Source organism: Bradyrhizobium sp. WBOS08 (genome assembly GCF_024585125.1).
In the GTDB taxonomy this organism is placed as follows: domain Bacteria; phylum Pseudomonadota; class Alphaproteobacteria; order Rhizobiales; family Xanthobacteraceae; genus Bradyrhizobium; species Bradyrhizobium japonicum_B.
Window position 1 is genome coordinate 4,869,990 of sequence record NZ_CP028988.1, and the last position, 26,732, is coordinate 4,896,721.

Annotated in this window: 20 protein-coding genes; 8 read left to right on the forward strand and 12 right to left on the reverse strand. The window is 65.6% G+C overall.

Going from position 1 to position 26,732, the window contains the following annotated elements; translation table 11 throughout:
* Positions 1-186: 186 nt before the first annotated feature.
* The 7 genes from DCM80_RS22810 (at position 187) to DCM80_RS22840 (ending at position 10,057) form a co-directional block, all read left to right on the forward strand.
* Entirely contained in the window at positions 187-1,419 is a 1,233-nt protein-coding gene (locus DCM80_RS22810; protein WP_257177557.1) for a branched-chain amino acid ABC transporter substrate-binding protein, read from the forward strand.
* Between the two features lie 115 nt (positions 1,420-1,534).
* Positions 1,535-2,482: a branched-chain amino acid ABC transporter permease gene (locus tag DCM80_RS22815; RefSeq protein ID WP_257193798.1), complete on the forward strand. Its 948-nt coding sequence runs from the start codon at positions 1,535-1,537 to the stop codon at positions 2,480-2,482.
* An 8-nt stretch (positions 2,483-2,490) separates the two neighbouring features.
* On the forward strand, positions 2,491-3,783 hold the full coding sequence (locus tag DCM80_RS22820; protein ID WP_257193799.1) for a branched-chain amino acid ABC transporter permease: 1,293 nt from the start codon (positions 2,491-2,493) through the stop codon (positions 3,781-3,783).
* On the forward strand, positions 3,780-4,529 hold the full coding sequence (locus DCM80_RS22825) for an ABC transporter ATP-binding protein (RefSeq protein WP_028135442.1): 750 nt from the start codon (positions 3,780-3,782) through the stop codon (positions 4,527-4,529). Before DCM80_RS22820 ends, DCM80_RS22825 begins: the two co-directional genes overlap by 4 nt.
* Positions 4,529-5,224 (forward strand): ABC transporter ATP-binding protein, encoded by a 696-nt coding sequence (locus DCM80_RS22830; protein WP_028135443.1) that lies wholly within the window; start codon positions 4,529-4,531, stop codon positions 5,222-5,224. Before DCM80_RS22825 ends, DCM80_RS22830 begins: the two co-directional genes overlap by 1 nt.
* A 406-nt stretch (positions 5,225-5,630) precedes the next feature.
* Positions 5,631-7,091: a HAMP domain-containing sensor histidine kinase gene (locus tag DCM80_RS22835; RefSeq protein WP_257193800.1), complete on the forward strand. Its 1,461-nt coding sequence runs from the start codon at positions 5,631-5,633 to the stop codon at positions 7,089-7,091.
* Positions 7,088-10,057 (forward strand): bifunctional [glutamine synthetase] adenylyltransferase/[glutamine synthetase]-adenylyl-L-tyrosine phosphorylase, encoded by a 2,970-nt coding sequence (locus DCM80_RS22840; protein ID WP_257193801.1) that lies wholly within the window; start codon positions 7,088-7,090, stop codon positions 10,055-10,057. Before DCM80_RS22835 ends, DCM80_RS22840 begins: the two co-directional genes overlap by 4 nt.
* On the opposite strand, the gene DCM80_RS22845 is transcribed toward DCM80_RS22840, so the two are convergent.
* Genes DCM80_RS22845 through DCM80_RS22865 form a run of 5 tightly spaced genes read right to left on the reverse strand, consistent with a single transcriptional unit; the run spans position 10,032 to position 16,001 of the window.
* The gene (locus DCM80_RS22845) at positions 10,032-10,265 is read right to left on the reverse strand and encodes a formate dehydrogenase subunit delta (protein ID WP_257193802.1); all 234 of its coding nucleotides are present in this window, start codon (positions 10,263-10,265) and stop codon (positions 10,032-10,034) included. The genes DCM80_RS22840 and DCM80_RS22845 overlap by 26 nt on opposite strands.
* On the reverse strand, positions 10,255-11,082 hold the full coding sequence (gene fdhD / locus DCM80_RS22850; RefSeq protein ID WP_257193803.1) for a formate dehydrogenase accessory sulfurtransferase FdhD: 828 nt from the start codon (positions 11,080-11,082) through the stop codon (positions 10,255-10,257). Before fdhD ends, DCM80_RS22845 begins: the two co-directional genes overlap by 11 nt.
* A 5-nt stretch (positions 11,083-11,087) precedes the next feature.
* Positions 11,088-13,961: a formate dehydrogenase subunit alpha gene (fdhF, locus tag DCM80_RS22855; RefSeq protein ID WP_257198018.1), complete on the reverse strand. Its 2,874-nt coding sequence runs from the start codon at positions 13,959-13,961 to the stop codon at positions 11,088-11,090.
* 10 nt (positions 13,962-13,971) lie between these two features.
* The gene (locus tag DCM80_RS22860; protein ID WP_257193804.1) at positions 13,972-15,528 is read right to left on the reverse strand and encodes an NADH-quinone oxidoreductase subunit NuoF; all 1,557 of its coding nucleotides are present in this window, start codon (positions 15,526-15,528) and stop codon (positions 13,972-13,974) included.
* On the reverse strand, positions 15,525-16,001 hold the full coding sequence (locus DCM80_RS22865; protein WP_257193805.1) for a formate dehydrogenase subunit gamma: 477 nt from the start codon (positions 15,999-16,001) through the stop codon (positions 15,525-15,527). Before DCM80_RS22865 ends, DCM80_RS22860 begins: the two co-directional genes overlap by 4 nt.
* 225 nt (positions 16,002-16,226) lie before the next feature.
* Here DCM80_RS22865 and DCM80_RS22870 point away from each other — a divergent pair, with 225 nt between their 5' ends.
* Positions 16,227-17,120 (forward strand): LysR family transcriptional regulator, encoded by an 894-nt coding sequence (locus DCM80_RS22870; RefSeq protein WP_028135446.1) that lies wholly within the window; start codon positions 16,227-16,229, stop codon positions 17,118-17,120.
* 171 nt (positions 17,121-17,291) lie between these two features.
* On the opposite strand, the gene DCM80_RS22875 is transcribed toward DCM80_RS22870, so the two are convergent.
* From DCM80_RS22875 to DCM80_RS22905, 7 genes are all read right to left on the reverse strand, one after another.
* On the reverse strand, positions 17,292-19,622 hold the full coding sequence (locus tag DCM80_RS22875; protein ID WP_028135447.1) for a PAS domain-containing sensor histidine kinase: 2,331 nt from the start codon (positions 19,620-19,622) through the stop codon (positions 17,292-17,294).
* A 239-nt stretch (positions 19,623-19,861) separates the two neighbouring features.
* On the reverse strand, positions 19,862-21,250 hold the full coding sequence (locus DCM80_RS22880) for a cation-efflux pump (RefSeq protein ID WP_257193807.1): 1,389 nt from the start codon (positions 21,248-21,250) through the stop codon (positions 19,862-19,864).
* 209 nt (positions 21,251-21,459) lie between these two features.
* Complete coding sequence (locus DCM80_RS22885; RefSeq protein WP_257193808.1) at positions 21,460-22,431, reverse strand: zinc-binding dehydrogenase; 972 nt, start codon at positions 22,429-22,431, stop codon at positions 21,460-21,462.
* Between the two features lie 25 nt (positions 22,432-22,456).
* Positions 22,457-23,452, reverse strand: a complete 996-nt coding sequence (locus DCM80_RS22890; protein WP_257193809.1) for a nitronate monooxygenase family protein — start codon at positions 23,450-23,452, stop codon at positions 22,457-22,459.
* Positions 23,453-23,812: 360 nt separating this feature from the next.
* Positions 23,813-24,463, reverse strand: a complete 651-nt coding sequence (locus tag DCM80_RS22895; RefSeq protein WP_257193810.1) for a hypothetical protein — start codon at positions 24,461-24,463, stop codon at positions 23,813-23,815.
* A 58-nt stretch (positions 24,464-24,521) separates the two neighbouring features.
* Positions 24,522-24,722, reverse strand: a complete 201-nt coding sequence (locus tag DCM80_RS22900) for a hypothetical protein (protein WP_049820038.1) — start codon at positions 24,720-24,722, stop codon at positions 24,522-24,524.
* A 183-nt stretch (positions 24,723-24,905) separates the two neighbouring features.
* Complete coding sequence (locus DCM80_RS22905; RefSeq protein WP_257193812.1) at positions 24,906-26,312, reverse strand: hypothetical protein; 1,407 nt, start codon at positions 26,310-26,312, stop codon at positions 24,906-24,908.
* Positions 26,313-26,732: the final 420 nt, after the last annotated feature.

Genomic DNA, 26,732 nt, shown 5'->3' on the forward strand with positions numbered 1-26,732 from the left:
AAACTTGCCTGTGAATTCAATGTTCCGGAAGCGTGCGGTGTCCTCCCGTCTATGAGCCGCAATTATTTCTTGCACCAAAACTTTACACAGTATTCAATGTTGGGGTAGCGAAAGCTGGCGCGACCGACGTTGTGAATCAGCTTCGATCGCCAAGGAACAAGAACACGCAAAAGGGAGAAGGCCAGGATGCACAAGCTCGTAATTGCTGCGGCGGCAGCGCTGACGATGCTGGGAGGAGCAGCATACGCGCAGGAAACCATCAAGCTCGGCTACATCGATCCGCTGTCCGGCGGCGGCGCCAGCATCGGTGAAGGCGGCTTGAAGACGTTCCAATATCTGGCCGATGAGATCAACGCGAAGGGCGGCATATTGGGCCGCAAGATCGAGATTCTGCCCCTCGACAACAAGACCAACCCGCAGGAAAGCCTGGTGCAGGCGCAGAAGGCCATCGACGCCGGCGCCCGCTTCATCACGCAAGGCAATGGCTCGTCGGTCGCCGCAGCGCTGTCCGACTTCGTCACCAAGAACAACACGCGCAATCCCGGCAAGGAAGTGCTCTACTTCAACTATGCCGCCGTCGATCCAAGCCTGACCAACGAAAAATGCAGCTACTGGCATTTTCGCTGGGATGCCAGCTCCGACATCAAGATGGAAGCGCTCACCAGCTATATGAAGGATGTCCCCGCGATCAAGAAGGTGTACCTGATCAACCAGGACTACTCCTTCGGCCAGTCGGTGCGCGCTGACGCGCGCAAGATGTTGGGCGCCAAGCGGCCCGACATCCAAATCGTCGGTGACGAATTGCATCCGCTGCTGAAGATCACCGACTTCTCGCCTTATATCGCCAAGATCAAGGCTTCGGGCGCCGATAGCGTCGTGACCGGCAATTGGGGCCAGGACATCGCTCTGCTGCTCAAAGCCGCTGCCGACGCCGGCCTGAAGGTCAATTGGTACACCTACTATGCCGGCGGCGCTGGCGGTCCGACCGCGATCAAGCAGACCGGTCTGGATCATCAGGTGTTCCAGATCACCGAGGGCTTTGCCAATTCCGGCCATCAGCCGGCGATGGATTTCGAAAAGGCTTTCCGCGCCAAGGTCAATATGTCGCTGTGGTATCCGCGTGCGGTCAACGAGATGCGCATGTTCAAGGCCGCGGCCGAGAAGGCCAACTCGCTCGATCCCGTGAAGGTCGCAGCAGCCCTCGAGGACCTCAAGTTTGAGGTGCTGGATGGTGGAGAGGGCGTGATGCGTAAGGACGATCACCAGTTCTTCCAGCCGATCTACATCTCCTCCTTCGGCAAGCTCGCCGCAAACGAGCCGTTCGACGAGGAAGGCACCGGCTGGGGATGGCACCTGGTTTCCAAGATCGACACTTCCAAGACGATGGTTCCCACGACCTGCAAGATGACCCGGCCGTAAGCTGGACCGGCTTCACCTTCCCGCAGCCGGCAGCGGCTCGCGGGAAGGTCGCTGTTCGCATGCCTGCCGACGAGTTTGCCGAGGCTGTTCTGTCCCGGCCAGAGGTGTGAATATTGTGCTTGAACTGATCGTTATATCGACGCTGAACGGTCTTCTGTTCGGCATGCTGCTTTTCCTGCTGTCGAGCGGCTTGACCGTCATCTTCAGCATGATGGGGGTGCTCAACTTCGCCCATGCCAGCTTCTACATGCTCGGCGCCTTCTTCGGCTTCCAGCTCACCAAATGGATCGGCTTCTGGCCGGCGCTGTTGCTGGCACCGCTGCTGGTCGGCGCGATCGGCATGGCGGTCGAGCGCTACGGCCTGCGCAATACGCACAAGCACGGCCATGTGGCGGAGTTGCTCCTGACCTTCGGTCTTGCGTTCGCGATCGAAGAAATCGTGGCGATGATGTGGGGCAGAAGCCCCGTCGACTACCGCGTGCCGGCGCTGCTCGACTTTCCGGCCTTCACGATCTTCTCGACGAATTATCCCGCCTACAAGATTTTCATGCTGGCGGTGTCGGTCCTAATCTTCATCGTGCTGCTGATGGTGCTCAAGCGCACGCGGGTCGGCCTGATCGTCCAGGCCGCGCTGACGCATCCCCACATGGTGGGGCATCTCGGTCACAATGTCGGACGCATCTTCATGCTGGTGTTCGGCGTCGGCAGCGCGCTGGCGGGAATTGCCGGCGTGATCGCAGGTCCCGCGCTGGTGACGCAGTCCGACATGGCCGCGGCTCTGGGACCGATCCTGTTCGTGGTCATCGTGTTCGGCGGCCTCGGCTCCTTGCCGGGCGCCTTCATTGCCTCGCTCGTCATCGGCCTGATACAGACCTTTGCGGTGGCGCTGAACGGTTCGCTGGCGAGCGCGTTCGGTCCGCTCGATCCGTCGGCGGGGCCGTCCGTGCTCACCGACATTTGGAACGTCACCATCGCCCAGGTGGCGCCGATCGTGCCCTATTTGCTGCTGGTGATCATTCTGATCGTACGCCCCATGGGCCTGATGGGGACGCGCGAGACATGAACGCGAAGATGACATCGACATCGGCATCGACAGTCGCCGAGAAGTCGGCCGGCGACAGCCTGCGCTTCTACGGCATATGGCTTGCCGGCATCGCCGCGCTGATCGTGCTGCCGCTGATCTTCTCCTCCGGCGGCTCGTTGACGTCCTTCAGCCTGATCGGCATCGCGATCGTGTTCGCGCTGTCCTACAACATCCTGCTCGGCCAGACCGGCCTCTTGTCGTTCGGCCATGCGGTGCATTACGGCCTCGGCGGCTTCGCTGCGTGCCATATGATGAATGCGGTGGTCTCCCACGGCTGGCCCATCCCGCTGCCGTTCATTCCGCTGTTCGGTGGGCTCGGCGGCCTCGCTTTCGCGATCGTCATCGGCTGGCTGATGACCAAGCGGGCCGGCACCGTGTTCTCGATGATCTCGCTCGGCATTGCCGAGCTGGTGGCATCGTCCTCGTTGATCCTGCGTTCGGTGTTCGGCGGCGAGTCCGGGATATCGACCGACCGAACCGCTTTGCCGAAGATCCTCGGCTTGAGTTTCGGCCCGCAGCTTCAGGTCTATTATCTGATCGCGTTCTGGCTGGTCATCGCGGCCATCGCGATGTATGCGCTGACGCGGACCCCGCTGGGGCGGATCAGCAATGCGGTGCGGGACAACCCCGAACGCGTCCAGTTCATCGGCTATGATCCGCACGTGGTCCGCTACATCACCTTCTGTTTTGCCGGCTTCTTCGCCGGCGTGGCGGGGGGACTGGCCGCGATCAACTTCGAGATCGCCAACGCCGCCTATCTCGGCGCGATCCAATCCGGCCTCGTGCTGTTCTCGACCTTCATTGGGGGCGTCGCCTTCTTCTTCGGGCCCATCCTGGGTGCAATCCTCGTGACCTATCTTCAGCTTGGGCTGACCAGCGTCACTGGCGTCTGGCAGCTCTATTTCGGCATCATCTTCATCGGCATCGTGATGCTGTCCCCCGGCGGCATCGCCGGGCTCATCATGATGCACCGGCCGCTGGTTCGCGCCGGAACTCTGCCGACGGTGATTCCTTCCTATCTGCTCGCGGCGGTGCCGACCCTGGCCCTGGCTTGCGGCGTGATCCTGACGATCGAATCGATCGCGCGTACGCATAGCGGTCAGGGCAATCCGATCAACCTGTTCGGCATTGCCTTCAACCCGGCGTCGCCGGTGACCTGGGCGAGTGCGGCGATCCTCGTCGCCGGCGGCTTCTTCGTCGCGCGCCTGAGCTGGCGGCGGGTCGGCGAGGCATGGGACCGCGCGGCGACGGTCGCGCGCGACCGGGGGTATTTGGCATGACGGCAGCGATCGAAGTCCGCGCTGTCGAAAAGCGCTTTGGCAATGTCGGCATCATCCGCGATCTCAATCTCAGCATCGCGCAAGGTGAGCGTCACGCCATCATCGGTCCGAACGGTGCCGGCAAGTCGACGACGTTCAATCTCATCAGCGGCCATATCAAGCCGACCTCGGGCGAGGTGAGGCTGAACGGCGATGTGATCTCCGGCCTCAGGCCGTTCGAAATCAATCGGCGCGGTCTGTCGCGCTCGTTCCAGGTCACCAACGTATTCGCGCGCATGTCGGTGTGGGAGAACGTCCGCTGTGCCGTGCTGTGGGCGACGGGGCACCGTTACGCCTTCTGGAAGAACGTCGACAGCCTGCCGGAGGTGCGCGAGCGCACGGCGCAGATCCTCGACGACATCCATCTGACGCATCGGCGCGATGTTCCGGCCGGCTTGTTGACCTACGCCGAGCAGCGCGAGCTGGAGATCGGAATCACCATCGCGGGCGGCGCAACGGTCGTGATGCTGGACGAACCGACGGCGGGCATGAGCCACGCCGAGACCGAGCGCGCGGTGGCGTTGATCCGGCGCCTGACCGAGGGCAAGACCCTCGTCATCGTCGAGCACGACATGAGCGTTGTGTTCGGCCTGGCCGACCGCATTTCCGTGCTGGTCTACGGCCACATCATCGCTTCGGGCACGCCGGAGGAGATCCGGCGCGACCCGAAAGTCAAGGAAGCCTATCTCGGCGAGGAGGCGCACTGATGCTCGAGGTCAGGGACCTGCACGCCTATTACGGCAAGAGCCACATTCTCCAGGGCGTCGATCTCGACGTTGCCGCGGGCGAGGTCGTTAGCCTGCTCGGCCGCAACGGCGTTGGACGTTCGACCACGGTCAAGGCGATCATGGGCGAGGTCGCTCCGCAAGGCACGATCCGCTTCAAGGGCAAGGACATCGCCGGGCTGCCGAGCTACAGGATCGCGCGCCTCGGTCTCGGCTATGTGCCGGAGCATCGGGACATCTTTCCGGGTTTGACGGTCCGCCAGAACCTGCTCCTCGGCATCAAGGATACGCGACGTCCCGGCAAATGGCAGCTTCAGGACATGCTCGACATGTTTCCGAACCTTGCCGCGCGTGCGGATACGCCTGCAGGGGTGCTGTCAGGCGGCGAGAAGCAGATGCTCACGACTTGCCGGACCCTGATGGGCGACCCGGATCTCATCATGATCGACGAGCCTACCGAAGGTCTCGCCCCGCTGATCGTACAGCAGGTCGGCGACCTCATCGCCCGCATTGCGCAGGCAGGCGTTGCGATTCTGCTCGTCGAGCAGAAGCTGTCGATTGCGATGAAGATTTCCAACCGCGTCTACGTCATGGGGCACGGTCGTGTGGTCTTCGAAGGTACGCCCGAGCAACTGAGATCAAACAGCGACGTTCGCGCGCAATGGCTGGAAGTGTGAGGGGGCGTCCCCGGTAGCGCGCGTCCCTTTGTTGGCGGATTTGACGGCAGTGCGCTGATGGCGCCACCAGGGGCGTTGGCCGGGAACGACTGATGTTCCTCAGCGTGGTCGGGAGGGAAGCCCCACGGCCGATCACTGCCCCGGCGTCCGGCCAGCCAGGCTTACCCCAGTATCCCGTGGACGCGAGCTTGCCGGGAATTAACTTGGTTCCGGTCGAGTGCCCCTTTAACGTTCCCCGTCCGCTTATCACCTGCCGTCACGGATGGCTTTGCGCATCAGTCGTCCCAAGGGACCTGTGGGCAGGGACCACAATGTATGAAGCTATGTTATTGCAAACAAAGCGGAAATGCGAGAAGTGACGATGCTCGCGATGGCAAGCCCGGTCTTGAAACTGGACACATGATCCGTGACGGCATTCGGTAAACTCGTCCGCACCACGGCGTTCCGGCTCACGCTGGTCTATCTGCTGCTGTTCGCGATGTTCGCGGCCTCGCTGCTGGCCTATTTCGCCTGGAATACGCGGCGGCTGATCACCGAGGAGATCACGCAGACCGTCAATGCCGAGACGTCGGAGATCAGCGAGATCTATGGCCGCCGCGGCCTGCGCGGCCTCGTGCTCGCGATCGAGTACCGGGCGCTGCGGCCGGGGGCCAACCTCTATCTCGTGACCACGCCGACCGGGCAGGCGATCGCCGGCAATGTCGGCTCGCTGGCGCCCGGCGTGATGGCGACGCGCGGCTGGTCGGAGACCGGCTACCGGCGCCTCGAGGACGCCGACGACCGCGACCATCGGGCGCTGGTGCGCGTCACCGAACTGGAGAACGGCTTTCGCCTCCTGATCGGCCGCGACCTCGCAGAGCGGCGGCGACTGTTCGGCATCGTCGCCAAGGCCGCGCAATGGTCGATCCTGATCGTCGTCGTGCTCGGCCTCGGCGGCGGTGTCTTCGTCGCGCGCCGCGTGCTCCGGCGGATCGACGCCATGACGGGGACCACGCAGCGCATCATGTCCGGCGATCTCAGCGAGCGCCTGCCGGTCGGGCGCAGCGGCGACGAGCTCGATCGCCTCGCCGAGAATCTCAACGCCATGCTGGAACGGATCGAGGCGCTGATGGCGGGGCTGAAGGAGGTCTCCGACAACATCGCCCATGATCTCAAGACGCCGCTGACGCGCCTGCGCAACCGCGCCGAGGAGGCGCTGGCGCGTTCGGAGGGCGAGGCCGACTACCGGGCGGCGCTGGAGCGCACCATCGAGGAATCCGACGGCCTGATCCGCACCTTCAACGCGCTGCTGATGATCGCGCGCGCCGAGTCCGGGCAGGCGCGCGGCAACATGGATGATTTCGACGCGGCCGAGGTTGCCAATGGCATCCACGAGCTCTACGAGCCGCTCGCCGAGGACGACGGCATGACCTTGAAGGTCAGGGCCGAGCCGACGCCAATTCACGCCAACCGCGAATTGGTCAGCCAGGCGCTCGCCAATCTGGTCGAGAACGCGATCAAATACGGCAAGCCGGTGGCGCAGACCGGCGGTACCGTGGTCAGCATGGACGCCCGGCCGATTCTGATCGAGGCTCGGCGCGAGGGCGACCAGGTGCTGCTCAGCGTCACCGATCGCGGTCCCGGCATTCCCGAGGCCGACCGCAAGCATGCCGTCGAGCGATTCGTGCGGCTGGAAGCGAGCCGCACGCTGCCGGGCTCGGGGCTCGGCCTCAGCCTCGCTTCTGCGGTTGCGACATTGCATGGCGGTGAGTTGAGGTTGGGCGACGCCCAGCCCGGTCTCGTCGCCACGCTTGTGCTGCCTGTGCGGGCCGATGCCGGCGACAGGGTTGCTCCGCCAATGCCGGATGTGCCACAGAAGGTGGCATGAACCACTCCGCGCCGGGAAACGCGGACAAGCATGGCGAGAGGCTGGCCGCGCGCTTCGCGGAAGCTCCCCATATTGCCGCTTCCACAACCGACGAACGACGTCTTGAAGGCTGGCTGGGCGAGCTCGAGCCAGCCCAATCGGCTCGTCTCGAAGCGCTGCTGGCGCATCCCTTCGCGAAGGACATCCTGGCCGGTATTGCGGAATTCTCGCCCTATCTGTTCGATCTGGTGCGCGCCGACGCGGTGCGCCTGATCCGGCTGCTCGAATGCGATCCGGATGCGCATCTGGCGGAACTCATCGCGGACGCCAGGGCTGCGGTGCTCGCGGCGGCGGACGAGGCCGAGGTGATGCGGCTGCTTCGCCGCATGAAAGCGGAGACCGCGCTGCTGACCGCCTTGTGCGACATCGGCGGGGTCTGGCCGGTGATGCGGGTGACGGCGGCGCTGACCGATGTCGCGGTGTCCTCGGTGCAGGCGGCGCTGCAATACCTGCTGCGGCAGGAAGCCGCACGCGGCAAGCTCTCCCCGCCCAATCCCGAGGCGCCCGAAGAGGGCTGCGGGCTGATCGTGCTCGCCATGGGCAAGATGGGCGCGGGCGAGCTGAACTATTCCAGCGACATCGATCTCATCGTGTTCTTCGATCCCGATGCGACGACGCTGGCGGCGGACATCGAGCCGCAGCCGTTCTTCGTCCGGGTCACGCAGGGGATGGCGCGCATCCTGCAGCAGCGCACCTATGACGGTTACGTCTTCCGCGTCGATCTGCGCCTGCGGCCCGATCCGTCCTCGACCCAGGTGGCGATTTCGCGCGACGCCGCGCTGAACTATTACGAGCGCGAAGGGCGCACCTGGGAGCGCGCCGCCATGATCAAGGCGCGTGCATGCGCCGGCGATGCCCGGGCGGGCGAGGCGCTATTGGCCGAGATCGCGCCATTCGTCTGGCGCAAGCATCTCGACTTCGCCGCGCTCGCCGACGTCCACGACATGAAGCGGCAGATGCAGACCTATCGCGGCCAGAGCGAGGTCGCGGTGGAGGGGCACAACGTCAAGGTCGGCCGCGGCGGCATCCGCGAGATCGAGTTTTTCGCCCAGACCCAGCAATTGATCGCCGGCGGCCGCCATCCGGAATTGCGGGTTCGGCCGACGCTGAGGGCGCTCGACATTCTCGCTTCCAGCAACTGGATCACCCCGGCCGCGCGCGACGAGCTGACCGTTGCCTACGAATTCCTGCGTCGGGTCGAGCATCGCCTCCAGATGATCGCCGACGAGCAGACCCATGCGCTGCCCGAAGACAAGGAGGCGGTCGAGCGCTTTGCGCGCTTCTTCGGCTATCCGGATCGCGAATCCTTTGCGGGCGACCTGCTGCGGCAGCTCAAGATCGTGCAGGGGCACTACGAGAAGCTGTTCGAGGGTGACGATCCGACCGGCACGGCCAGTCTGCCGGCGCTCGACTACAGCGCCGGTCCTGACGATCCGCGCCTGCTCCAGCACTTGGCGACGCTCGGCTTCAAGAAGCCTGCCGCCTTGGCGCAGACCGTGCGCGACTGGGTCACCGGCGACTATCGCGTGTTCCGCAATGAGGCGACGCGGAATGCCTTCGTCGAATTCGTGCCGGCCCTGATCGACGGACTTGCCCATGCCGAGGAGCCGGATCGCGCCGTCGTCGCCTTCGATCAATTCCTGGGAGCCTTGCAGCGCGGCGGCCGTCTGTTCACGCTGCTCGGCCAGAACCGCGACCTCGTCGCGCTGGTGGCGCTGGTGTTGGGCGCGGCACCCCGGTTAGGGGAGATGCTGGCACGGCAGCCGCAGCTGATGGACGGCCTGATCGATCCGCGCTTTTTCGGCGCCATGCCGGACCGGCAGGAATTGTCGGGACGGTTGGCCGCGACCGTGCAGGATGCCGGCTCCTACGAAGAGTTTCTCGATCGCCTGCGCCTGTTCGGGCAGGAGAGCCTGTTCCTGATCGGCACGCGAATTCTCTCCGGCACCGTCTCGGCGCAGCAGGCGAGCACGGCCTTTGCCGACGTCGCCGAAGGCATCGTCCACACCGTGCACGGCCTCGTTGCCGACCGCTTCGCCGCCCAGCATGGCCGGATCAAAGGGCAGGAGACCGCGATCATCGCGATGGGACGGCTCGGCAGCCGCGAGATGACGGCCTCGTCCGATCTCGACCTGATCCTGCTCTACGATTTCGACAGCGACCATCCGGACTCCGACGGGCCGAAATCGCTCCAGGGTGCGCATTATTTTGCCCGTTTCACCCAGCGCCTGATCAGCGCATTCACGACGCGCACCAATTACGGCGTGCTGTACGAGATCGACATGCGGCTGCGTCCCTCGGGACGCGCCGGCCCGGTGGCCTCGAGCCTCGTCTCGTTCGCGGATTACCAGGCCAACGAGGCCTGGACCTGGGAGCACATGGCCCTGACGCGCGCCCGCGTTGTGTCGGCTTCGCCCGAATTCCGCCAGCGGATCGAGCGCGTCATCCGCGACGTCCTGACCCGCCATCGCGATCCCGCCATCACCGCCAACGACGTCGCCGACATGCGGCGCGCCATCGCCCAGGAGAAGGGCGAGGCCGATTGCTGGGATCTCAAGCACGCCGCCGGCGGCATGGTCGACATCGACTTCATCGCGCAATATCTCCAGCTCGTGCATGCGCACGACAAGCCGGAGATCCTGGACGTCAGCACCCTGCAGGTGCTGGAGAACGCATGCCGGCTCGGCGTCCTTCCGCAATCGGAGACCGAGATCCTGCGTGCAGCCGCGCGGCTCTACCACGATCTGACTCAGATCCTGCGGCTGTGCGTCAGCGACCGCTTCAAGCCCGAAACGGCCGGCAACGATCTGCAGCGCGTGATGGCGCGCGCCGGCGATGCGCCGGATTTCTCGTCGCTGGAGGCGCGCGTGAAGGAAACTCAGGGCGAGGTGCGACGCGTGTTCAGGGCGCTGCTGGAAGGCTCGTAGCCTGCTTCAGCGAGGTGAGCGCCTCGCGGACGTCGGGCTCCAGGCCCGCGCCGCCGGAATCGAGATGGGCGAAGATCGCGCGCTTCATCCTCGGGTCCCAGAACTTCTTGATGTGCTCGGCAATTCCCGGCACGGCCTTGCCGTGGCCCTGGCTGCGGAAGAACGTGCCGATCTGGTTGGCCATGTAGATCAGGCGGTCAGGCGACATCGGCAACCTCCGTGGCATGGCGAGCCACGATCCGGCCGCCATGCGTGAATATCTCGAATCCGTCCTGCCGCGCGATCGCGACCAGCGTGATGCCGGCGGCTTCCGCCGAGCGCACCGCGAGCGCGGTCGGTGCCGAGACCGCGACCATCACCGGCGCGCCGATCGCGGCGGCCTTCTGCACCATCTCGACCGAGACGCGGCTCGTCAGCAGCACCAGGCCGCCGCGAGGATCGGTGCGGCTGCGCGCCAGTGCGCCGGCGAGCTTGTCCAGCGCGTTGTGGCGGCCGACGTCCTCGCGCAGCGCGACGATGCTGCCGGTAGTCGACCAGAACGCGGCGGCGTGAACGGCGCGGGTCTGCAGGTTGATCGACTGCAAGGGCGCGATGGCCTGCATCGCCGCCATGATCTGTTCGGGCGTGAAGCTCTGCCCCTGCGGGACCACCGCCGCGGGCCGCACGGCTTCGGCGATGGACTCGATGCCGCAGATGCCACAGCCGGTGGGCCCGGCGACATGGCGACGGCGCTCGTTGATGCGGGCGGCCTCATCCGGTGCCAGCCACATCCTGAGCTCGATGCCGTCGTCAAGGCGAACGATGTCGAGCGACTTGATGTCGTCGACCGACTTGATGATGCCCTCGCTCACGCTGAATCCGACCGCGAAATCTTCGAGGTTCTGCGGCGTCCCCATCATGACGGCGTAGGTGCCGCCATTATAGGTCAGCGCCAACGGCGTCTCCTCCGGAATGAAACGCGTTCCTTCGGACGCCACGCCGTTGCGCCAGATTCCGCGATCGATCGCCTGAACCGCGACGTGCATGAGAATCACTCCGCCGCTTCGGCCGGCACGATGCGGCGAGATTGCCGCGCCTGCGCGTCATAGGCCTTCTGCCAGTCGGACGGGCCGTTCGAGGGCGACACCTGCACCGCCGTGACCTTGTATTCGGGACAGTTGGTCGCCCAGTCCGAATAATCCGTCGTGATGACGTTGGCCTGCGTGTCCGGATGGTGGTAGGTGGTGTAGACGACGCCGGGCGCCACGCGATCGGTGATCTCCGCGCGCAGTGTGGTCTCGCCGGCGCGGCTCTTCAGCCGGACCCAGTCGCCGTCACGCACGCCGCGCTGCTCGGCATCGTGCGGGTGGATCTCGAGGCGATCCTCGGCATGCCAGACCACGTTGTCGGTGCGCCGCGTCTGCGCGCCGACATTGTACTGGCTGAGGATGCGGCCCGTGGTGAGCAGCAGGGGATAGCGCGGGCCGGTGCGCTCGTCGGTCGCGACATATTCGGTCACGACGAACTTGCCCTTGCCGCGAACGAAGCCGTCGATATGCATCACCGGCGTACCCTCCGGCGCCTTCTCGTTGCATGGCCATTGCACCGAGCCGAGCTCGTCGAGCTTGGCGTAGGAGACGCCGGCGAAGGTCGGCGTCAGCGCCGCGATCTCGTCCATGATCTCGGACGGGTGGCTGTACTTCATCTCGAAGCCCATCGCCTTGGCGAGGCCGATCGTGACCTCCCAGTCGGCCATGCCGTTCTTCGGCGTCATCACCTTGCGCACGCGCTGGATGCGGCGCTCGGCGTTGGTGAAGGTGCCGTCCTTCTCGAGGAAGCTCGAGCCGGGCAGGAAGACGTGGGCGTAGTTTGCGGTCTCGTTGAGGAAGAGGTCGTGAACGATGACGCATTCCATCGCCGACAGCGCCGCCACCACGTGGCTGGTGTTGGGATCGGATTGGAGGATGTCCTCGCCCTGCACGTAGATGCCCATGAAGGTGCCTTCGACCGCGGCGTCGAACATGTTGGGAATGCGCAGGCCCGGCTCGGGGTTGAGCTTGACGTTCCACAACGCCTCGAACTGGTCGCGCACGGCATCGCCGGAGATGTGGCGATAGCCGGGCAGCTCGTGCGGGAACGAGCCCATGTCGCAGGAGCCCTGCACGTTGTTCTGGCCGCGCAACGGATTCACGCCGACACCGGGACGGCCGATATTGCCTGTGGCCATCGCGAGGTTGGCGATCGCGATCACGGTGGTCGAGCCCTGGCTGTGCTCGGTGACGCCGAGCCCGTAATAGATCGCGCCGTTTCCGCCGGTGGCGTAGGTGCGGGCGGCCTCGCGCAGGTCCTTGGGATCAACGCCGGTGAGGATGGCGGTGGCTTCCGGGCTGTTCTTGGGCTGGGCGACGAAGGCCGCCCATTCCTCGAACTCGCTCCAGTCGCAGCGTTCCCGCACGAAGGTTTCGTTGACGAGGCCCTCGGTGACGATGACATGCGCGATCGCCGTCATGACCGCGACGTTGGTGCCGGGCATCAGGGGCAGGTGCAGCGCCTTCACGTGCGGAGATTCCACCATCTCGGTGCGGCGCGGATCGATCACGATCAGCTTGGCGCCCTGGCGCAGCCGCTTCTTCAGCCGCGAGGCGAACACCGGGTGGGCGGAGGCCGGGTTGGCGCCGATGACGACGACGACGTCGGTCTCCTCGACCGAGTCGAAATCCTGCGTGCCTGCGGAGGTGCCGAAAGTGGTGGCAAGGCCGTAGCCGGTCGGGGAGTGGCAGACGCGGGCGCAGGTGTCGACGTTGTTGTTGCCGAAGCCGGCGCGGATCAGCTTCTGCACCAGATAGGTCTCTTCATTGGTGCAGCGGGACGAGGTGATGCCGCCGATGGCGTCGCGGCCGTATTTCTTCTGGATGCCGCGCATCCTGGCGGCGGCAAACGAGAACGCCTCGTCCCAGGACACTTCGCGCCAGGGCTCCTCGATCCGCTCGCGGATCATCGGTTTCAGGATGCGTTCCCTATGATTGGTGTAGCCCCAGGCGAAGCGGCCCTTGACGCAGGAATGGCCGCGATTGGCCTTGCCGTCCTTGTAGGGCACCATGCGCACGACTTCCTCGCCGCGCATCTCCGCCTTGAAGGCGCAGCCGACGCCGCAATAGGCGCAGGTGGTAACGACGGAGTGCTCGGGCTGGCCGATCTCGATCACGGACTTTTCCGTCAGCGTCGCGGTCGGGCAGGCCTGCACGCAGGCACCACAGGAGACGCATTCCGAGCCGAGGAAGCTTTCGCTCATGCCGGGGGAGACGCGGCTGTCGAAGCCGCGGCCGGAGATGGTCAGCGCGAAGGTGCCTTGCACCTCCTCGCAGGCGCGGACGCAGCGCGAGCAGACGATGCACTTGGAGGGATCGTAGGTGAAGTACGGGTTGGACTCGTCCTTCGGCATCCAATGGTCGTTGTCGCAGCCGTGGGATTTGGCGAAAACGTGGTTCTCACCCTCATAGCCGTAGCGCACGTCGCGCAGTCCCACGGCGCCGGCCATGTCCTGCAATTCGCAATCGCTGTTGGCGCCGCAGGTCAGGCAGTCGAGCGGATGGTCGGAGATGTAGAGCTCCATCACGCCCTTGCGCAGCTGCTTCAGCCGCTCGGTCTGGGTGCGCACGACGAGGCCGTTCATGGCCGGCGTGGTGCAGGACGCCGGCGTGCCGGCGCGGCCTTCGATCTCGACCAGGCAGAGCCGGCAGGAGCCGAACGCGTCGACCATGTCGGTGGCGCAGAGTTTTGGAATCTGGTGGCCGGCATCCATCGCGGCGCGCATGATCGACGTGCCTTCGGGCACCGTGACCTCGTTGCCGTCGATGGTCAGCGTCACCATCGTTTCCGATTTGGAAGCCGGCGTGCCGTGGTCGATTTCTTCGATCAGAGACATCATCGTTCTCCTATTCCGCGGCCTGAAGCGTGGCCGGGGAGGGGACGAAATCCTCCCGGAAATGCTTCAAGGCACTGAGCACAGGGTAGGGCGTGAAGCCGCCGAGTGCGCAGAGCGAGCCGAATTTCATGGTGTTGCAGAGGTCCTCGACCAGCGCGATGTTTTCGCTGACGCGCTCGCCGTTGATGATCTTCTCGATGGTCTCGACGCCGCGGGTCGAGCCGATCCGGCACGGCGTGCACTTGCCGCAGGATTCCATGGCGCAGAACTCCATGGCGAAGCGCGCCTGCCGGCGCATGTCGACGCTGTCGTCGAATACGACGATGCCGCCATGGCCGATCAGGCCGTCGCGCGCGGCAAAGGCCTCGTAGTCGAACGGCGTGTCGAACAGCGCACGGGGGAAATAAGCGCCGAGCGGCCCGCCGACCTGCACGGCGCGAACCGGGCGGCCGGTCAACGTGCCGCCGCCGATATCGTCGACGAGCTCGCCGAGCGTCACGCCGAACGCCGTCTCGAACAAGCCGCCGTGGCGGATGTTGCCGGCGAGCTGGATCGGCATCGTGCCGCGCGAACGGCCCATGCCGAAATCCGCATAGGCCTTGGCGCCTTCGGCGAGCACGAAGGGGACAGCCGCGAACGACAGCACGTTGTTGATCACGGTCGGCTTGCCGAACAGGCCGTGATGCGCCGGCAGCGGTGGCTTGGCGCGCACGATGCCGCGGCGACCTTCGAGGCTTTCCAGCAGCGAGGTCTCCTCGCCGCAGACGTAAGCGCCGGCACCGACGCGCACTTCGAGATCGAAGGCTTGCTTCGAGCCGCCGATATTCGTGCCGAGATAGCCGCCGCGCCTGGCGGCGACGATGGCAGCAATCATCGCCTCGACCGCGTGCGGATATTCGCTGCGGATATAGATGTAGCCCTTGGCCGCGCCGACGGTGAGACCGGCGATGGTCATGCCCTCGATCACCAGGAACGGATCGCCTTCCATGATCATGCGGTCGGCGAAGGTGCCGCTGTCGCCCTCGTCGGCGTTGCAGACGATGAACTTGCGGTCGGCCTTGGCCTGCGCGACGGTCTTCCACTTGATGCCGGTCGGGAAGCCCGCGCCGCCGCGGCCACGCAGGCCCGACGCGGTGACTTCGTTGAGGATGGCATCCGAGCCAAGCGAGAGAGCCCGCGCGAGACCCTTGTAGCCGCCATGGGCGCGGTAGTCGTCGAGCGAGCGCGGATCGATCACGCCGCAGTGGGCGAAGGTGAGGCGGGTTTGGCGCTTCAGCCAGGGAATCTCGTCGGTTGCTCCTATCCGCAACAGATGCGGCGCGTTGCCGGCGAGCGCGTCGAACAGCGAGGGCACATCGGCTTCCGTCACCGGACCGAAGGCGATGCGGCCTTGCGGCGTCGCCACCTCGACCAGCGGCTCCAGCCAGTACATCCCGCGCGAGCCGGTCCTGACAATCTCGATCGCTACGCCGCGCTCGGCTGCCGCCTGCTCCAGCGCCAGGGCAACCTCGTCGGCGCCGACGGCGATCGCGCCGGCGTCGCGTGAGACGAACAAACGCAAGCTCATCGCTGCGCCTCCGCAACCAGCGCATCGAGACGGTTCTGATCGAGCCGGCCGATCAGGCGGCCGTCGAGCATCGCGGACGGTGCGGTCGCGCACAGGCCGAGGCAGTAGATCGGCTCCAGCGTGACGCGATCGTCGGGCGTGGTGCCGCCGAGCGACACGCCGAGCTTCGCCTCGGCGCGCGCTGCCAGCGCATCGCCGCCGGCGGCCTGGCAGGCCTCCGCGCGGCACAACTTCAGCACATGGCGGCCGGCCGGCTTGTGGCGGAAATCATGATAGAACGTGAACACGCCATGCACTTCGGCGCGCGACAGATTGAGCGCCTGTGCCACCATGGGGATGGCGGCCTGCGGCACATAGCCGAACGCCTCCTGCAGCGCATGCAGGATGACCAGCGTCGCGCCTTCCTGGTTGGCATGCTCGGCGATGATTTCGCCGCCGCGCGTCTCGTTCCAAGGCTCAAAAACCGCTGTCATTCTTCATTCTCAACCTGAGCGTTTCCTTCCGCGCAAACTAGTTGGAATCATTCTCAGATCAATAAAGCTGTTCCGTGCTGCGATTGCGGATTCGGATCGATTTGCAAACGCTATCGGTCGATCCGAAACGGCAATTAAGGTCGTTCCGCCGGCCGGTTTTTGTGTGTTGGGAAGGAGCAGGCGTGCTAGCTTGCACGCCACGACAGAGCTCGAGGGGACGACCGTTTGATCGACAAGCTTGAATTATTGCTGGCGCTGGCGAAGGAGCGGCATTTCGGGCGCGCGGCGGAGGTCTGCGGCGTCACGCAACCGACGATGTCGACCGGGCTCAAGCAGCTCGAGGAGATCCTCGGCGTGATGCTGGTGCAGCGCGGATCGCGCTTCCAGGGTTTTACGCCCGAAGGCGAACGGGCGCTCGACTGGGCGCGGCGGATCGTGGGCGATGCCCGCGCGATGCGCGACGAGATCAACGGGCTGAAGCACCAGCTCTCCGGCGAGATCCGCATCGCGGCGATCCCGACCGTGCTCGGCATGGTGGCGTCGCTGACGACGCCGTTTCGCGCCCGGCATCCCGAGGTGCGCTTCAGCATCCGCTCGACGACCTCGTCGGAGGTGTTGGGGCTGCTCGAAAATCTCGAGGTCGATGCGGGGCTGACCTATATCGAGAACGAGCCCATCGGCAAGGTGCGCACCATTCCGCTCTACAACGAGAGCTATCGGCTCCTGACCGCGCCGGACGCGATGTTCGGTGACCGCGAGACGGTGACCTGGACCGAGGTCGGGCAGGTGCCGCTATGCCTGCTGACGCCAGACATGCAGAACCGCCGCATCATCGACCGCGCGCTGCGCTCGGTCGGTGCGGAGGCGACGCCGACACTGACCTCGAACTCGCTGCTGGTCCTGTTCACGCACGTCAAGACAGGACGCTGGGCGAGCGTGATGCCGGCCAAGCTTGCCGAGACGCTCGGTCTTTCCGACACGGTGCGCTCGATCCCGATCGTCGAGCCCGACGTCAATTACAGCATCGGCATGGTCATCCCGCAGCGCGATCCGATGACGCCGCTGATCGCGGCGCTGGTCAACGTCGCGCGCGAAGTCGCGCCGACGCTGCAATTGTAGATTCGAGCAAGCGCCTCGTCCTTCGAGACGCCCGCTTCGCGGGCTCCTCAGGATGAGGCTCCCTTGCATCGGTGTTCGCTGAAGCTGCTGCCGCGCATGCAGACCTCATCCTGAGGGCCCGCCGGAGGCGGGCGTCTCGAAGGATGGCCGCAGGCGAGCGTCCGCCGTGCGCTACGCCGCGGCCGAAATCCCCGACGCCGCCTTGATCGCGTCGCGCGGCAGGGTGACGCGGACGACGGTGCCGACCTCGATCTTGGAGCGCAGCCGCATCGAGCCGCCGTGGAGCTGCGCCAGCGAGCGGGCGATGGCGAGGCCGAGGCCCGAGCCGTGATAGGTCTTGGTGAGCTGGCTCTCCACCTGCTCGAACGGGCGGCCGAGCCGTGCCAGCGAGTGCGGCGCGATGCCGATGCCGGTGTCGGCGATCATCAGCACGATCCGGTCCTCGAGCTGCCGGCTGCGCACCACGACGCGCCCGCCGTCGGGCGTGAACTTCACCGCATTGGAGAGCAGGTTGACGATGATCTGCTTGGTGGCGCGGCGGTCGGCGACGACGGAGATGGATTTTTCGATGTCGGCGTCGAGCGTGATGTGCTTGTCCTGGGCCCGTCCGGTGACGACCCGCAGGGATTCCGCCAGCGTTCGCGACAGGTCGAGCTGTTCCAGGTCGAGCTTCATGCGGCCGGCCTCGATCTTGGACATGTCGAGGATGTCGTTGATGACCTCGAGCAGATAATGGCCGCTGGTCAGGATGTCCTGGCAATATTCCTGGTACTTTTCGCTGCCGAGCGCGCCGAACATGCCCGAGCCCATGATCTCGGAGAAGCCGATGATGGCGTTGAGCGGCGTGCGCAGCTCGTGGCTCATATTGGCGAGGAATTTCGACTTGGTCTGGTTGGCTTCCTCGGCGCGGGTCTTCTCGCGCTGGTACTTCTCGGCGAGATCGGCGAGCTCGACGGCCTGGCGCTCCAGCGCCGCCTGCGAACGCTTCAGGTCGATGACGGTGGCGCGCAGGCGCAGATCGTTGTCGACCAGCTTCTGCTCGTGTTCCTTGATGCGGGTGATGTCGGTGCCGACCGAGACGTAGCCGCCGTCCTTGGTGCGGCGCTCGCTGATGTGCAGCCAGCTGCCGTCGTCGAGCTGCGCCTCGAAGGTGCGCGCGCCCGGGCCTTGGGCAACGGTCTCGTTGTGGCGGGTCCGCACCTCCGGCATGCGGCCGACCTCGAGCACGGTCTCGTAGGAGGTTCCGGGGATGACGGCGGTCTCGGGCAGCTTGTGCAGGCGCTGGAAGTGCGAGTTGCAGAGCACGAGGCGGTCGCTCGCATCCCACAGCACGAAGGCTTCCGGAATCGTCTCGATGGCGTCGCGCAGGCGAAGGTCGGCTTCCACCGTCCTCTCGGCGAGGCTCTTCTGCTCGGTGATGTCGACGGCGATGCCGATCAGGTGGACGCTGGAATCGGTCGCGCCGCGGGTCTTCTCGCAGCGGACGCGGAGCCAGATCCAGTGGCCGTCCACGTGCTGCATGCGGAAGGTCTGGTCGATGTGGTCGATCTTCTCCGAGATGAGCTGGTCGGCGATCGCGAACAGGTCGATGTCGTCGGACTTCACCAGCGCGTTGACCTCGCCGAAAGTGAGCAGCTCGTGGCGGCCGTCGAGGCCGAGCATCGAGAACATCGACTGCGACCAGAAGATCCGGCCGCGCGACAGGTCCCAGTCCCAGAGGCCGCAGCGGCCGCGGTTGAGCGCGGTGTCGATGCGGCCGCGCACGGCGTCGTTGATGAGGTCGCCTTCGCGGGCGCGGGTGGACTGCCAGTGGAAGGCGAAGCCGAGGATCAGGACGACGAATCCCGTGGTCGCCGACAGCGTCACCGAGAGCGCGGCGTCCGAGCCCCAGATCGGCTCGTTGCGCTCCTGGATCACGGTGACGAAGCCGGGCAGCGACTTGATCTGCCGCGAGGTCGCCATCGCGGCATTGCCGCTCGGCAGCGTCATGTCGGAGATGTTGCCGTCGCGGGTCGGCGCCGCGAGCAATTGTGCCGTCGTGATGGCATCGAGCAGACGGTCGTTGCCCGAGGGATCGCTGTCGACCGGGACGCGGGCGAGGACGCGGCGGTCGATCCCAGCCGAGGTGACGATGACGTGGCGGCCCGAGGCCATGCCCCAGGACGGGATCAGGTCCGGCAGCAGCGTCGGCAGGCCGTCGATGTTCTTGAGACGCTCCTGCCGCACCGAGGTGAGGCGGTCGATGCGGTCGGCCAAGAGATCAGCGAGCGCCGAGATGTCGTGGCGGATCACCAGCCGCTTCTGACGGGTCTGGTCGACCACCTGGACGAATGCCCCGAGGCAGATCGTGATCAGGAAGGCGATGATGAGCGTCGGCACGGCGCGACGAAGCGCCGGCTCAGCGATCAAGAGCCGATGATAGGCAGGTTTCGCGATCGATTGCGCCAATCCCTTGATCGAATCGGATTGGACGCACGCGTTCGCGGCGTCTGCACGCGACATGCCTTCGGCCCCCTGAAAACCAGCTTGCAACTGAAGTCCGGAAGCAGCCCCACATCGCTTCCGAATCACAGCGATTTGAATCCAGTTTTCGCAGGCTGTCGAGAGTCAACGAATCGTTAACGCGAAATTATTCTTATCCAATGCGCAGTTTGTGCGCCGCGTTCCGCAAAGTCACGGGCGGAAGGAGTCCGAAACGAGAACGTGTGACTCTTCGCGCCCTGTTCGTCTCGTTTGCCTCGTCACGCGCGCGGCGGTTCGGCGTGACTGATCACGCGCTTCACGCTCGGGAACGCGCGCCGCAGCGCGCGCTCGATCGCGTCGACATGCTCGTGCACCTTGGTCACGCTCATCGACGGTGTCGCGCGGCAGTGGAAGTTGACGATCTCGCCCGCATCGGTGTTGCGGACCCGGACATTGTGGATGTCGTGGATCTCGCCGCCGCCGGCAAATTCTGCCAGTGCGGCGGCGATCGTCCGCACCCTCTCCGGCGTGGCGTCGACCCCGAACGGAAGTTCCGGTTCCAATGGCTCGATATGGACATCGACCTCGACGTCCTCGCCGAACTCCTCCTGGATATTGCGCTCCAGCGTGTTGGCGATCTCGTGGGCGGCCTCCAAGTGCATCCCGCCATCGACCTCGAGGTCGATGCTGACGATCAGCTTGGCCGAATCTTTGATCGTACCCAGATCGTGCACCGTGACATGGTGGACCGCGAGGCCCGAATTGCGCGCGATCACCATGATGCGGTCACGCACGGTCTCGTTGTCGCGCGCGACCGGGACGGGGGTGAAGGAAAGGTCGGCATCCCCGAATGCCTGGTCGACGGCGGCATGCGCCTTGCGCTTGATCTCCTCGACACGGTCGATCGGATAGGTTCTCGGGACCTTTGCAATGGTGTCGATGAAGGTGGTCGCCCCGACCATGCGCACGCGTAAGCGCTCGACGTCGATCACTCCCGGCACGCTGCGGATCGCGGCCGTGGCCTTCTCCTGCGCGCCCTCGGGGGCCCGGTCGACCAGCGTCTGCACCGTCGAGCCGGCCATGCGCAGGCCGAGCGCTGCGATCATCACGGCGACCGCAGCAGCCGCCGCGGCGTCGCCCCACCAGAAGCCGAGGCCGGCGAGGATCAGGCCTACGATCACGGCGAACGAGCCCATCACGTCGGAGGCGAAATGCAGTGCGTCGGCGGCCAGCGCCTGGCTCCGCGTCTCGCGCGCGGCGCGGTGCAGGGCGCGGGCGCGCCAGAGGTTGACGATGATGTCGATCACCAGCACGACGAAGGGCACGGCCGAAATGGTCGGCGGCGGGGTTCCCTCGCTGAGCCGGCTATAGGCCTCGACCAGGATGCCGCCGGCGAGCACGTAGAGCAGGGCGGTGACGCCCAGCGCCGAGATGCTCTCCAGCTTGCCGTGGCCGTAATGGTGCTCCTCGTCCGCGGGCTTGTCGGACACCCGCACCACCGCCCAGGTGATGATGGTCGCGACCAGGTCGATCGAGGAGTGCAAGGCCTCGGAGATCAGGGCGAGCGAGCCGATCGCGATCCCGACCGCGAACTTGGCCGCCGCCATGCCGCCGCTGGCGAAGATCGAGATCGCGGCGACCGAGGTCTTGTTGTGCTGGGAGGTCATGGCGGGGATTTAGCAGGGCGGGGGTGAACATCAAGCGGCGATCCACAGAAGTAGTCGCGAGTGAGTTGCAGGAGCGATCTAACTCGTGCACCGCGCTGTAGAGTGGGCAAAGCGAAGCGTGCCCACGTATCCTTCGCGACCGAGAGAGGTGGTGGGCACGGCGCAAATGCGCCTTTGCCCACCCTACGAGACCGAGGCTGGATCGACGGCTACGGCACCGTGACCACGATCTTCCCGAGATGCCTGTTCGCCTCCATGTGCTCGAACGCCCGGTCGATATCGGCGAACGCAAACACCTTGTCGATCGGCAGCTGCAGCTTGCGCGACTCCACCGCGCCCCAGATGTCGTTGCGCACTTCCGTAAAAATCTCGCGGACCTCCTCGATGGTCCGGGTGCGGAAGGTGACGCCGACATAGTCGATCCGGCGCGCCGCGTGCAGGTCGAAGTTGAAATCGGCATGGGTGCCGCCGAGCCGGCCGACATTGACGATGCGGCCCTTCACCTTGGTCGCGGCGAGGTTCTGATTGGCGACCTTGCCCGAGACCTGGTCGACGATCAGATCTACGCCTTCGCCGCCCGTCGCCTTCAGGACCTCGTCGACCCATGTCGGATCGGAGCTGTCGACTGCGAGATCGGCGCCGTACTCCTTCAACCGGCCACGGCGGGTGGCATCGGTGGAGGAGCCGATCACGAGCTTGGCGTCCTTGAGCCTGGCGATCTGCATTGCCATCAGGCCGACGCCGGAGCTCGCACCCTGGATCAGCACGCTCTGGCCTGGCTGCACGCCGCCAACAGTGACGACGGCGTTGTGCATGGTCGCGAGGGCCACCGGGAGCGTGGCGGCCTCCTCGAAATTCATGTTCGAGGGCGCGTGGAACAGCCGGCCGTGATCGGCCAGCGTGTATTCGGCGAAGGCGGCGCTACCCGAGCCCATGACGCGGTCGCCGATCTTGACGCCCTTCGCATTGGGTCCGAGCTCGGCGACCTCGCCGGCCCATTCCATGCCGAGCACGGTGCCGACACCGCCGGCCGCGCCATGGGCGTGACCCCTGCGCATGCCGGTGTCGGCGCGGTTGAGCCCGCAAGCGCGGACCTTGACGAGCACCTGCGTGCCTTTGGGCTTGGGTTGAGCGACGTCGGAAATCCGAGCGCCGTCAGGGCCGTAGATATAAGCCTTCATGAATTGCTCTCGCCTCTTGCGGTGACTATTCGGCCGCCTCGCGTTGCGGCTCAACAATCATTCCCTCCAGCCGGCCGCGAATGATCGCTTCCGCCTCGCGCACGATGCGGGAGACGAGTTCGGCGCAGCTCGGGATGTCCTGAATCAGGCCCTGGACCTGGCCAGCCGACCAGATGCCTTCGTCGGAATTGCCTGTGGCGTAGACCATCTTGCCGCGGGCGCCCGCGACGAGCTCGCGGATGTCCTCGAACTTGGCGCCTTCCTTCTCCATCGCGACCACCTTGGTCGATATCGCGTTCTTGGCGACGCGCGAGGTGTTGCGCATGGTGCGGAAGATCAGCTCGGTCTCGCGTTCGTCATTGGCGACGATCTTCTCCTTGATGAGCTGGTGGATCGGACTCTCCTTGGTCGCCATGAAGCGGGTGCCCATGTTGATGCCGTCGGCGCCCAGCGCCAGCGCCGCGACGAGGCCGCGGGCATCGGCAAAGCCGCCCGAAGCAATCATCGGGATCTTGACCTTGTTGGCGGCGGCCGGGATCAGGATCAGGCCGGGCGTGTCGTCCTCGCCGGGATGGCCGGCGCATTCGAAGCCGTCGATCGAGATGGCGTCGACACCCATGCGCTCGGCCGAGAGCGCGTGGCGCACGCTCGTGCATTTGTGCACGACCTTGACGCCATGCTTCTTGAACTCGTCGACATGCTCCTGCGGCTTGTTGCCGGCGGTCTCGACCACCTTGATGCCGGCTTCGATGATGGCGGCGCGGTATTCGGCATAGGGCGGCGGCTTGATCGCGGGCAGGATGGTGAGGTTGACGCCGAACGGCTTGTCGGTGAGGTCGCGGCAGCGCGCGATCTCCTTGGCGAGATCCTCCGGCGTCGGCTGGGTCAGCGCCGTGATGAAGCCGAGCGCGCCGGCATTGGCGACGGCGGCGACCAGCTCGGCGCGGCCGACCCATTGCATGCCGCCCTGGACGATCGGGTGCTCGACCCCGACGAGTTTGGTGAACCGTGTCTGCAGCATGGATGTGTTTCCCCCTGCGCCTCGCGTGACGCTTTCTGATCGATTGACTGCGGGAAAGATGCAGCGGGGGGTGGCAAAAGTCTATTGCGTCGCCGGGCGAGGCATCATGAGGAAGGCGAGGAGATTCCGCGGGGCGGACAATTCGGATGATCCCGTGTCCCGGACGCGTTGCAACGCCCATAGCGCGTCGAAGACGCGCGTGAACGCGCTTATGGCGTTGCTGCGCAGAGCCGGGACCCAGCAGGCCGCGCGGCATGCTGATCCATGGGCCCCGGCTCTGCAGCGCATCACTTCGTGCTGCGCAGCGTCCGGGGCACGAGAGTTCGGCTTTCATGCCAATTGCTTGTATTGAATGCGAAGCTACTGCGCCGACAGCCGCACCATCTGGCGGCCGCCGTTCATTTCCTTGAGGCGGTTGACGAAGTTTTCCGGGCGTTGCCAGCGGTTGGGGACCTCGAGGCCCATGAACTCGGCGATGTCGCCGATGAAGCCGGTGCAGTTCATGGTCTCGGCATTCCACACCGGCGAGTTCGCCTGCAGTTTCTTGATATAGGCGAACACGCGCTTGGCGTCGGCCTCGTTCAGATAGACGCGATAACTCGCGGTCAGATATTCCGGATCGAGATCGCCGTAGCTGGCGCCGGTCTCGGACGGCACGAAGGTGATGTGACCGAGCACGTAGGCCAGCGTGTCGCCGGCGGGCGTGAGGCCTGCGACCTCGACCGCCTTCTCGCTGGTCTTGCCGTACCAGACGAAGGCATGACCCCAACTCGCGGCCGTGCGGGCGCGGAAGTCGACGTAGTAAGGACCTTTTTCCACGCGCGCGACGGAGCGCCGCGTCGATTGCGGCGCCGGCCGCGACGTGGAGTCCGTCGTGGCAAGCGCATTGGCATCGCCAACGCGCTTGTTCGCTTCGTGCGCCGAAGCCGCGGGCATCAGGCACGCGATCATCGCCGCGAGCGCGAGCCCGGCAAGAATGCAGGATCCCGATCGATCAGGTTTGTTCGTCACGCTGTGCCCCTCGACTGCCGGCCGCTTACGCTGGTCTTGCGCGCATCGCGCCGGCGCGTCAGTAGCGCGCCGCGACCGGGCCGGGCGCCTTGCCGATCGGGGCCTTTCCAACCGGGCTCTTGCCAATCGGCATCTTTCCGATCGGCGCCTGCTCAGAATAGACCGGCACGGGCTGGCGGCGCGGCAGGTCCGCAGCGTTCGCAGCCGTCACCAGAGCAAGCGTGGCACCCAGAGCAATTACAATCTTCTTCACAGTGATACCCCTAGAAGGTTTGGCCCAAACACGGCCATGCCGTGCCCCCAGACACGCCTTACAGAAGGGCGGCCGAATGCGTCCAAGTTGCGGCGCACGCGGGACATGTTGGCGGCTTATGTCTGACGCGCGCAGATGTGATTTGTCCGGATGTTTCGAACGGCGCGGTGCAGGTTTCCAGGCAACGCCTCACCCGATCCGGTTCAGATTATTCCTGATCGTCGCGAAGATGCCGCCGATGTCCTTGCGCAGCGCATCGAGCGCGTTGAAATTGTCGAAGACGCGCGCGAGGCGGTCTTCGACCTCGCGCTTGCTCTTGGCGAGCGCGTCGACGCGTGAGGCGAGCGTCACTCCGGCGCTCGCCTCGATCTCGCCGACGGTCCTGGCGAGGAGATCGCGGGTGGCCCCGACCTCCGCGATCATGGCCTCGATGCCGAATACCGGCGCCTTGAGCGGGACGAGGTCGGCCTGCGCCTTCGACAGCTCCGTCTTGAAGGCGTTCAGCGTCGCAAGCGTCTCCTGCAAGGCGCCGAGGCGCTCGCGCGACTGGAGGACGAACGCGTTCAGCGCATTCTGGCGGTCTGCGAGGGACGCTCCGTCGGCGTCCGTCTCGACCTCGGCGAGCGCGCGCTCGACCTGGGCCCGGCGTTGGCCGAGCTCCTCGAAGTCGAGCCTAATGCCCTTGAGAATGTTGAAGCTGTCGTCGATGCGGGCGAGGCGCTGCTCGATCTCGATCTTGCCCTTCGACAGTGTCTCGACACGCGTGGCAAGCGGCTTCTCGCCGCCGGTTTCGAGTTCGTCGATGGTCTTGGCAAGACGATCATGGCTGAGACTGAGCTCTCCGATCAGGGCGTTGATGCCGGTGTCCGAGGACCGCAGCGGCGCCAGCTCGGCGTGGGATTTCGCCAGATCCTCCCGGTACTGATTCAGAGTCGCAAAGGTGTCCTGGACCGCGTTCACCCGCCCCAGCAGCGCCGAGACGTCGCGCGCGATGTCTCTCTGCCGGTCGGCGAGGTTGTTCCTGCGGTCGTCGGTTTCGAGGTCGTGCAGCGAGCGTTCGAGCTGGTTCTGGCGGTCGCGGATCTCGGTGAAGACGGGCTCGACCGCACGGCGCTGCTCGGCCACCTTGCCGACCATGTCGCGCAGATGCTGCTGGCGACGGCGGATCTCGGCGAGCTGGTCGTGCATGTCGGCGGATTCGTTGCGGCCCTGCTGCAGCAGTGCGCGCTGCTCGGTCTCGCCCAGCTTGTCGTGGAGGGCGGAGACCGCCTCCCGGGGATCGCTGTCGATCAGGTGCTGGACCGTGGCGTCGAGGTGGCTTTGCAGGGCGTGGGCGACGACGACGTCCTCGCGGGTCTTCTTGAGGCGCTCGCGCAGGGTGTCGAGGCGCCGGTCCTGGCGCGACAGCCGCCAGACGGAAGCGCCGATCAGCGTCAGCGCCAGCGCGGAGACCGCGCCGGCTGCGACGCGCTGCGGCGTGGGCAGGCTGGCGAACCAGGCGGGCAACTGACTGACATCGTATCCGAACACCTGCTGGGCGAAGATCGCGGCGACGGCCAGCAGGCCGAACCAGGCAACCAGGAAAAACAGCCACATCGTGAATTCCTCACGCCGGCACACATTTCCGCCATGATTGCCAACAGCGGAACCGGGCGCAAGGGGCCGGTGGGGCACCGGCCGCGCGTCGGGACGCAAATCCCCAACTGGCCGCATCAGCCGATGGGCCGGGGACGATGAAAGGCTGTAGGGACTTCCGGAAGTGGGAAATCCCTGGATTGGACCTGGCTGTCGCGGCAGTCGCCGACCCGAATCGGTGCGCGCCTTATTTCCCTAGGAAGCTCGAGCGTATCTTGTCGGCGAACCAGACGACGAAGATCGCAGCGAACGCGAGGGCAAAGTACAGAGCCGTCCACAGAAGGGCATTACCGGCAGTCGTCATGGCATCCTCCCTTGCATCAGAACTCGGTGTTTTGCCGGTGAGGATAGTGGCGGCCGCGACGGCGCGATTTGCGCAGG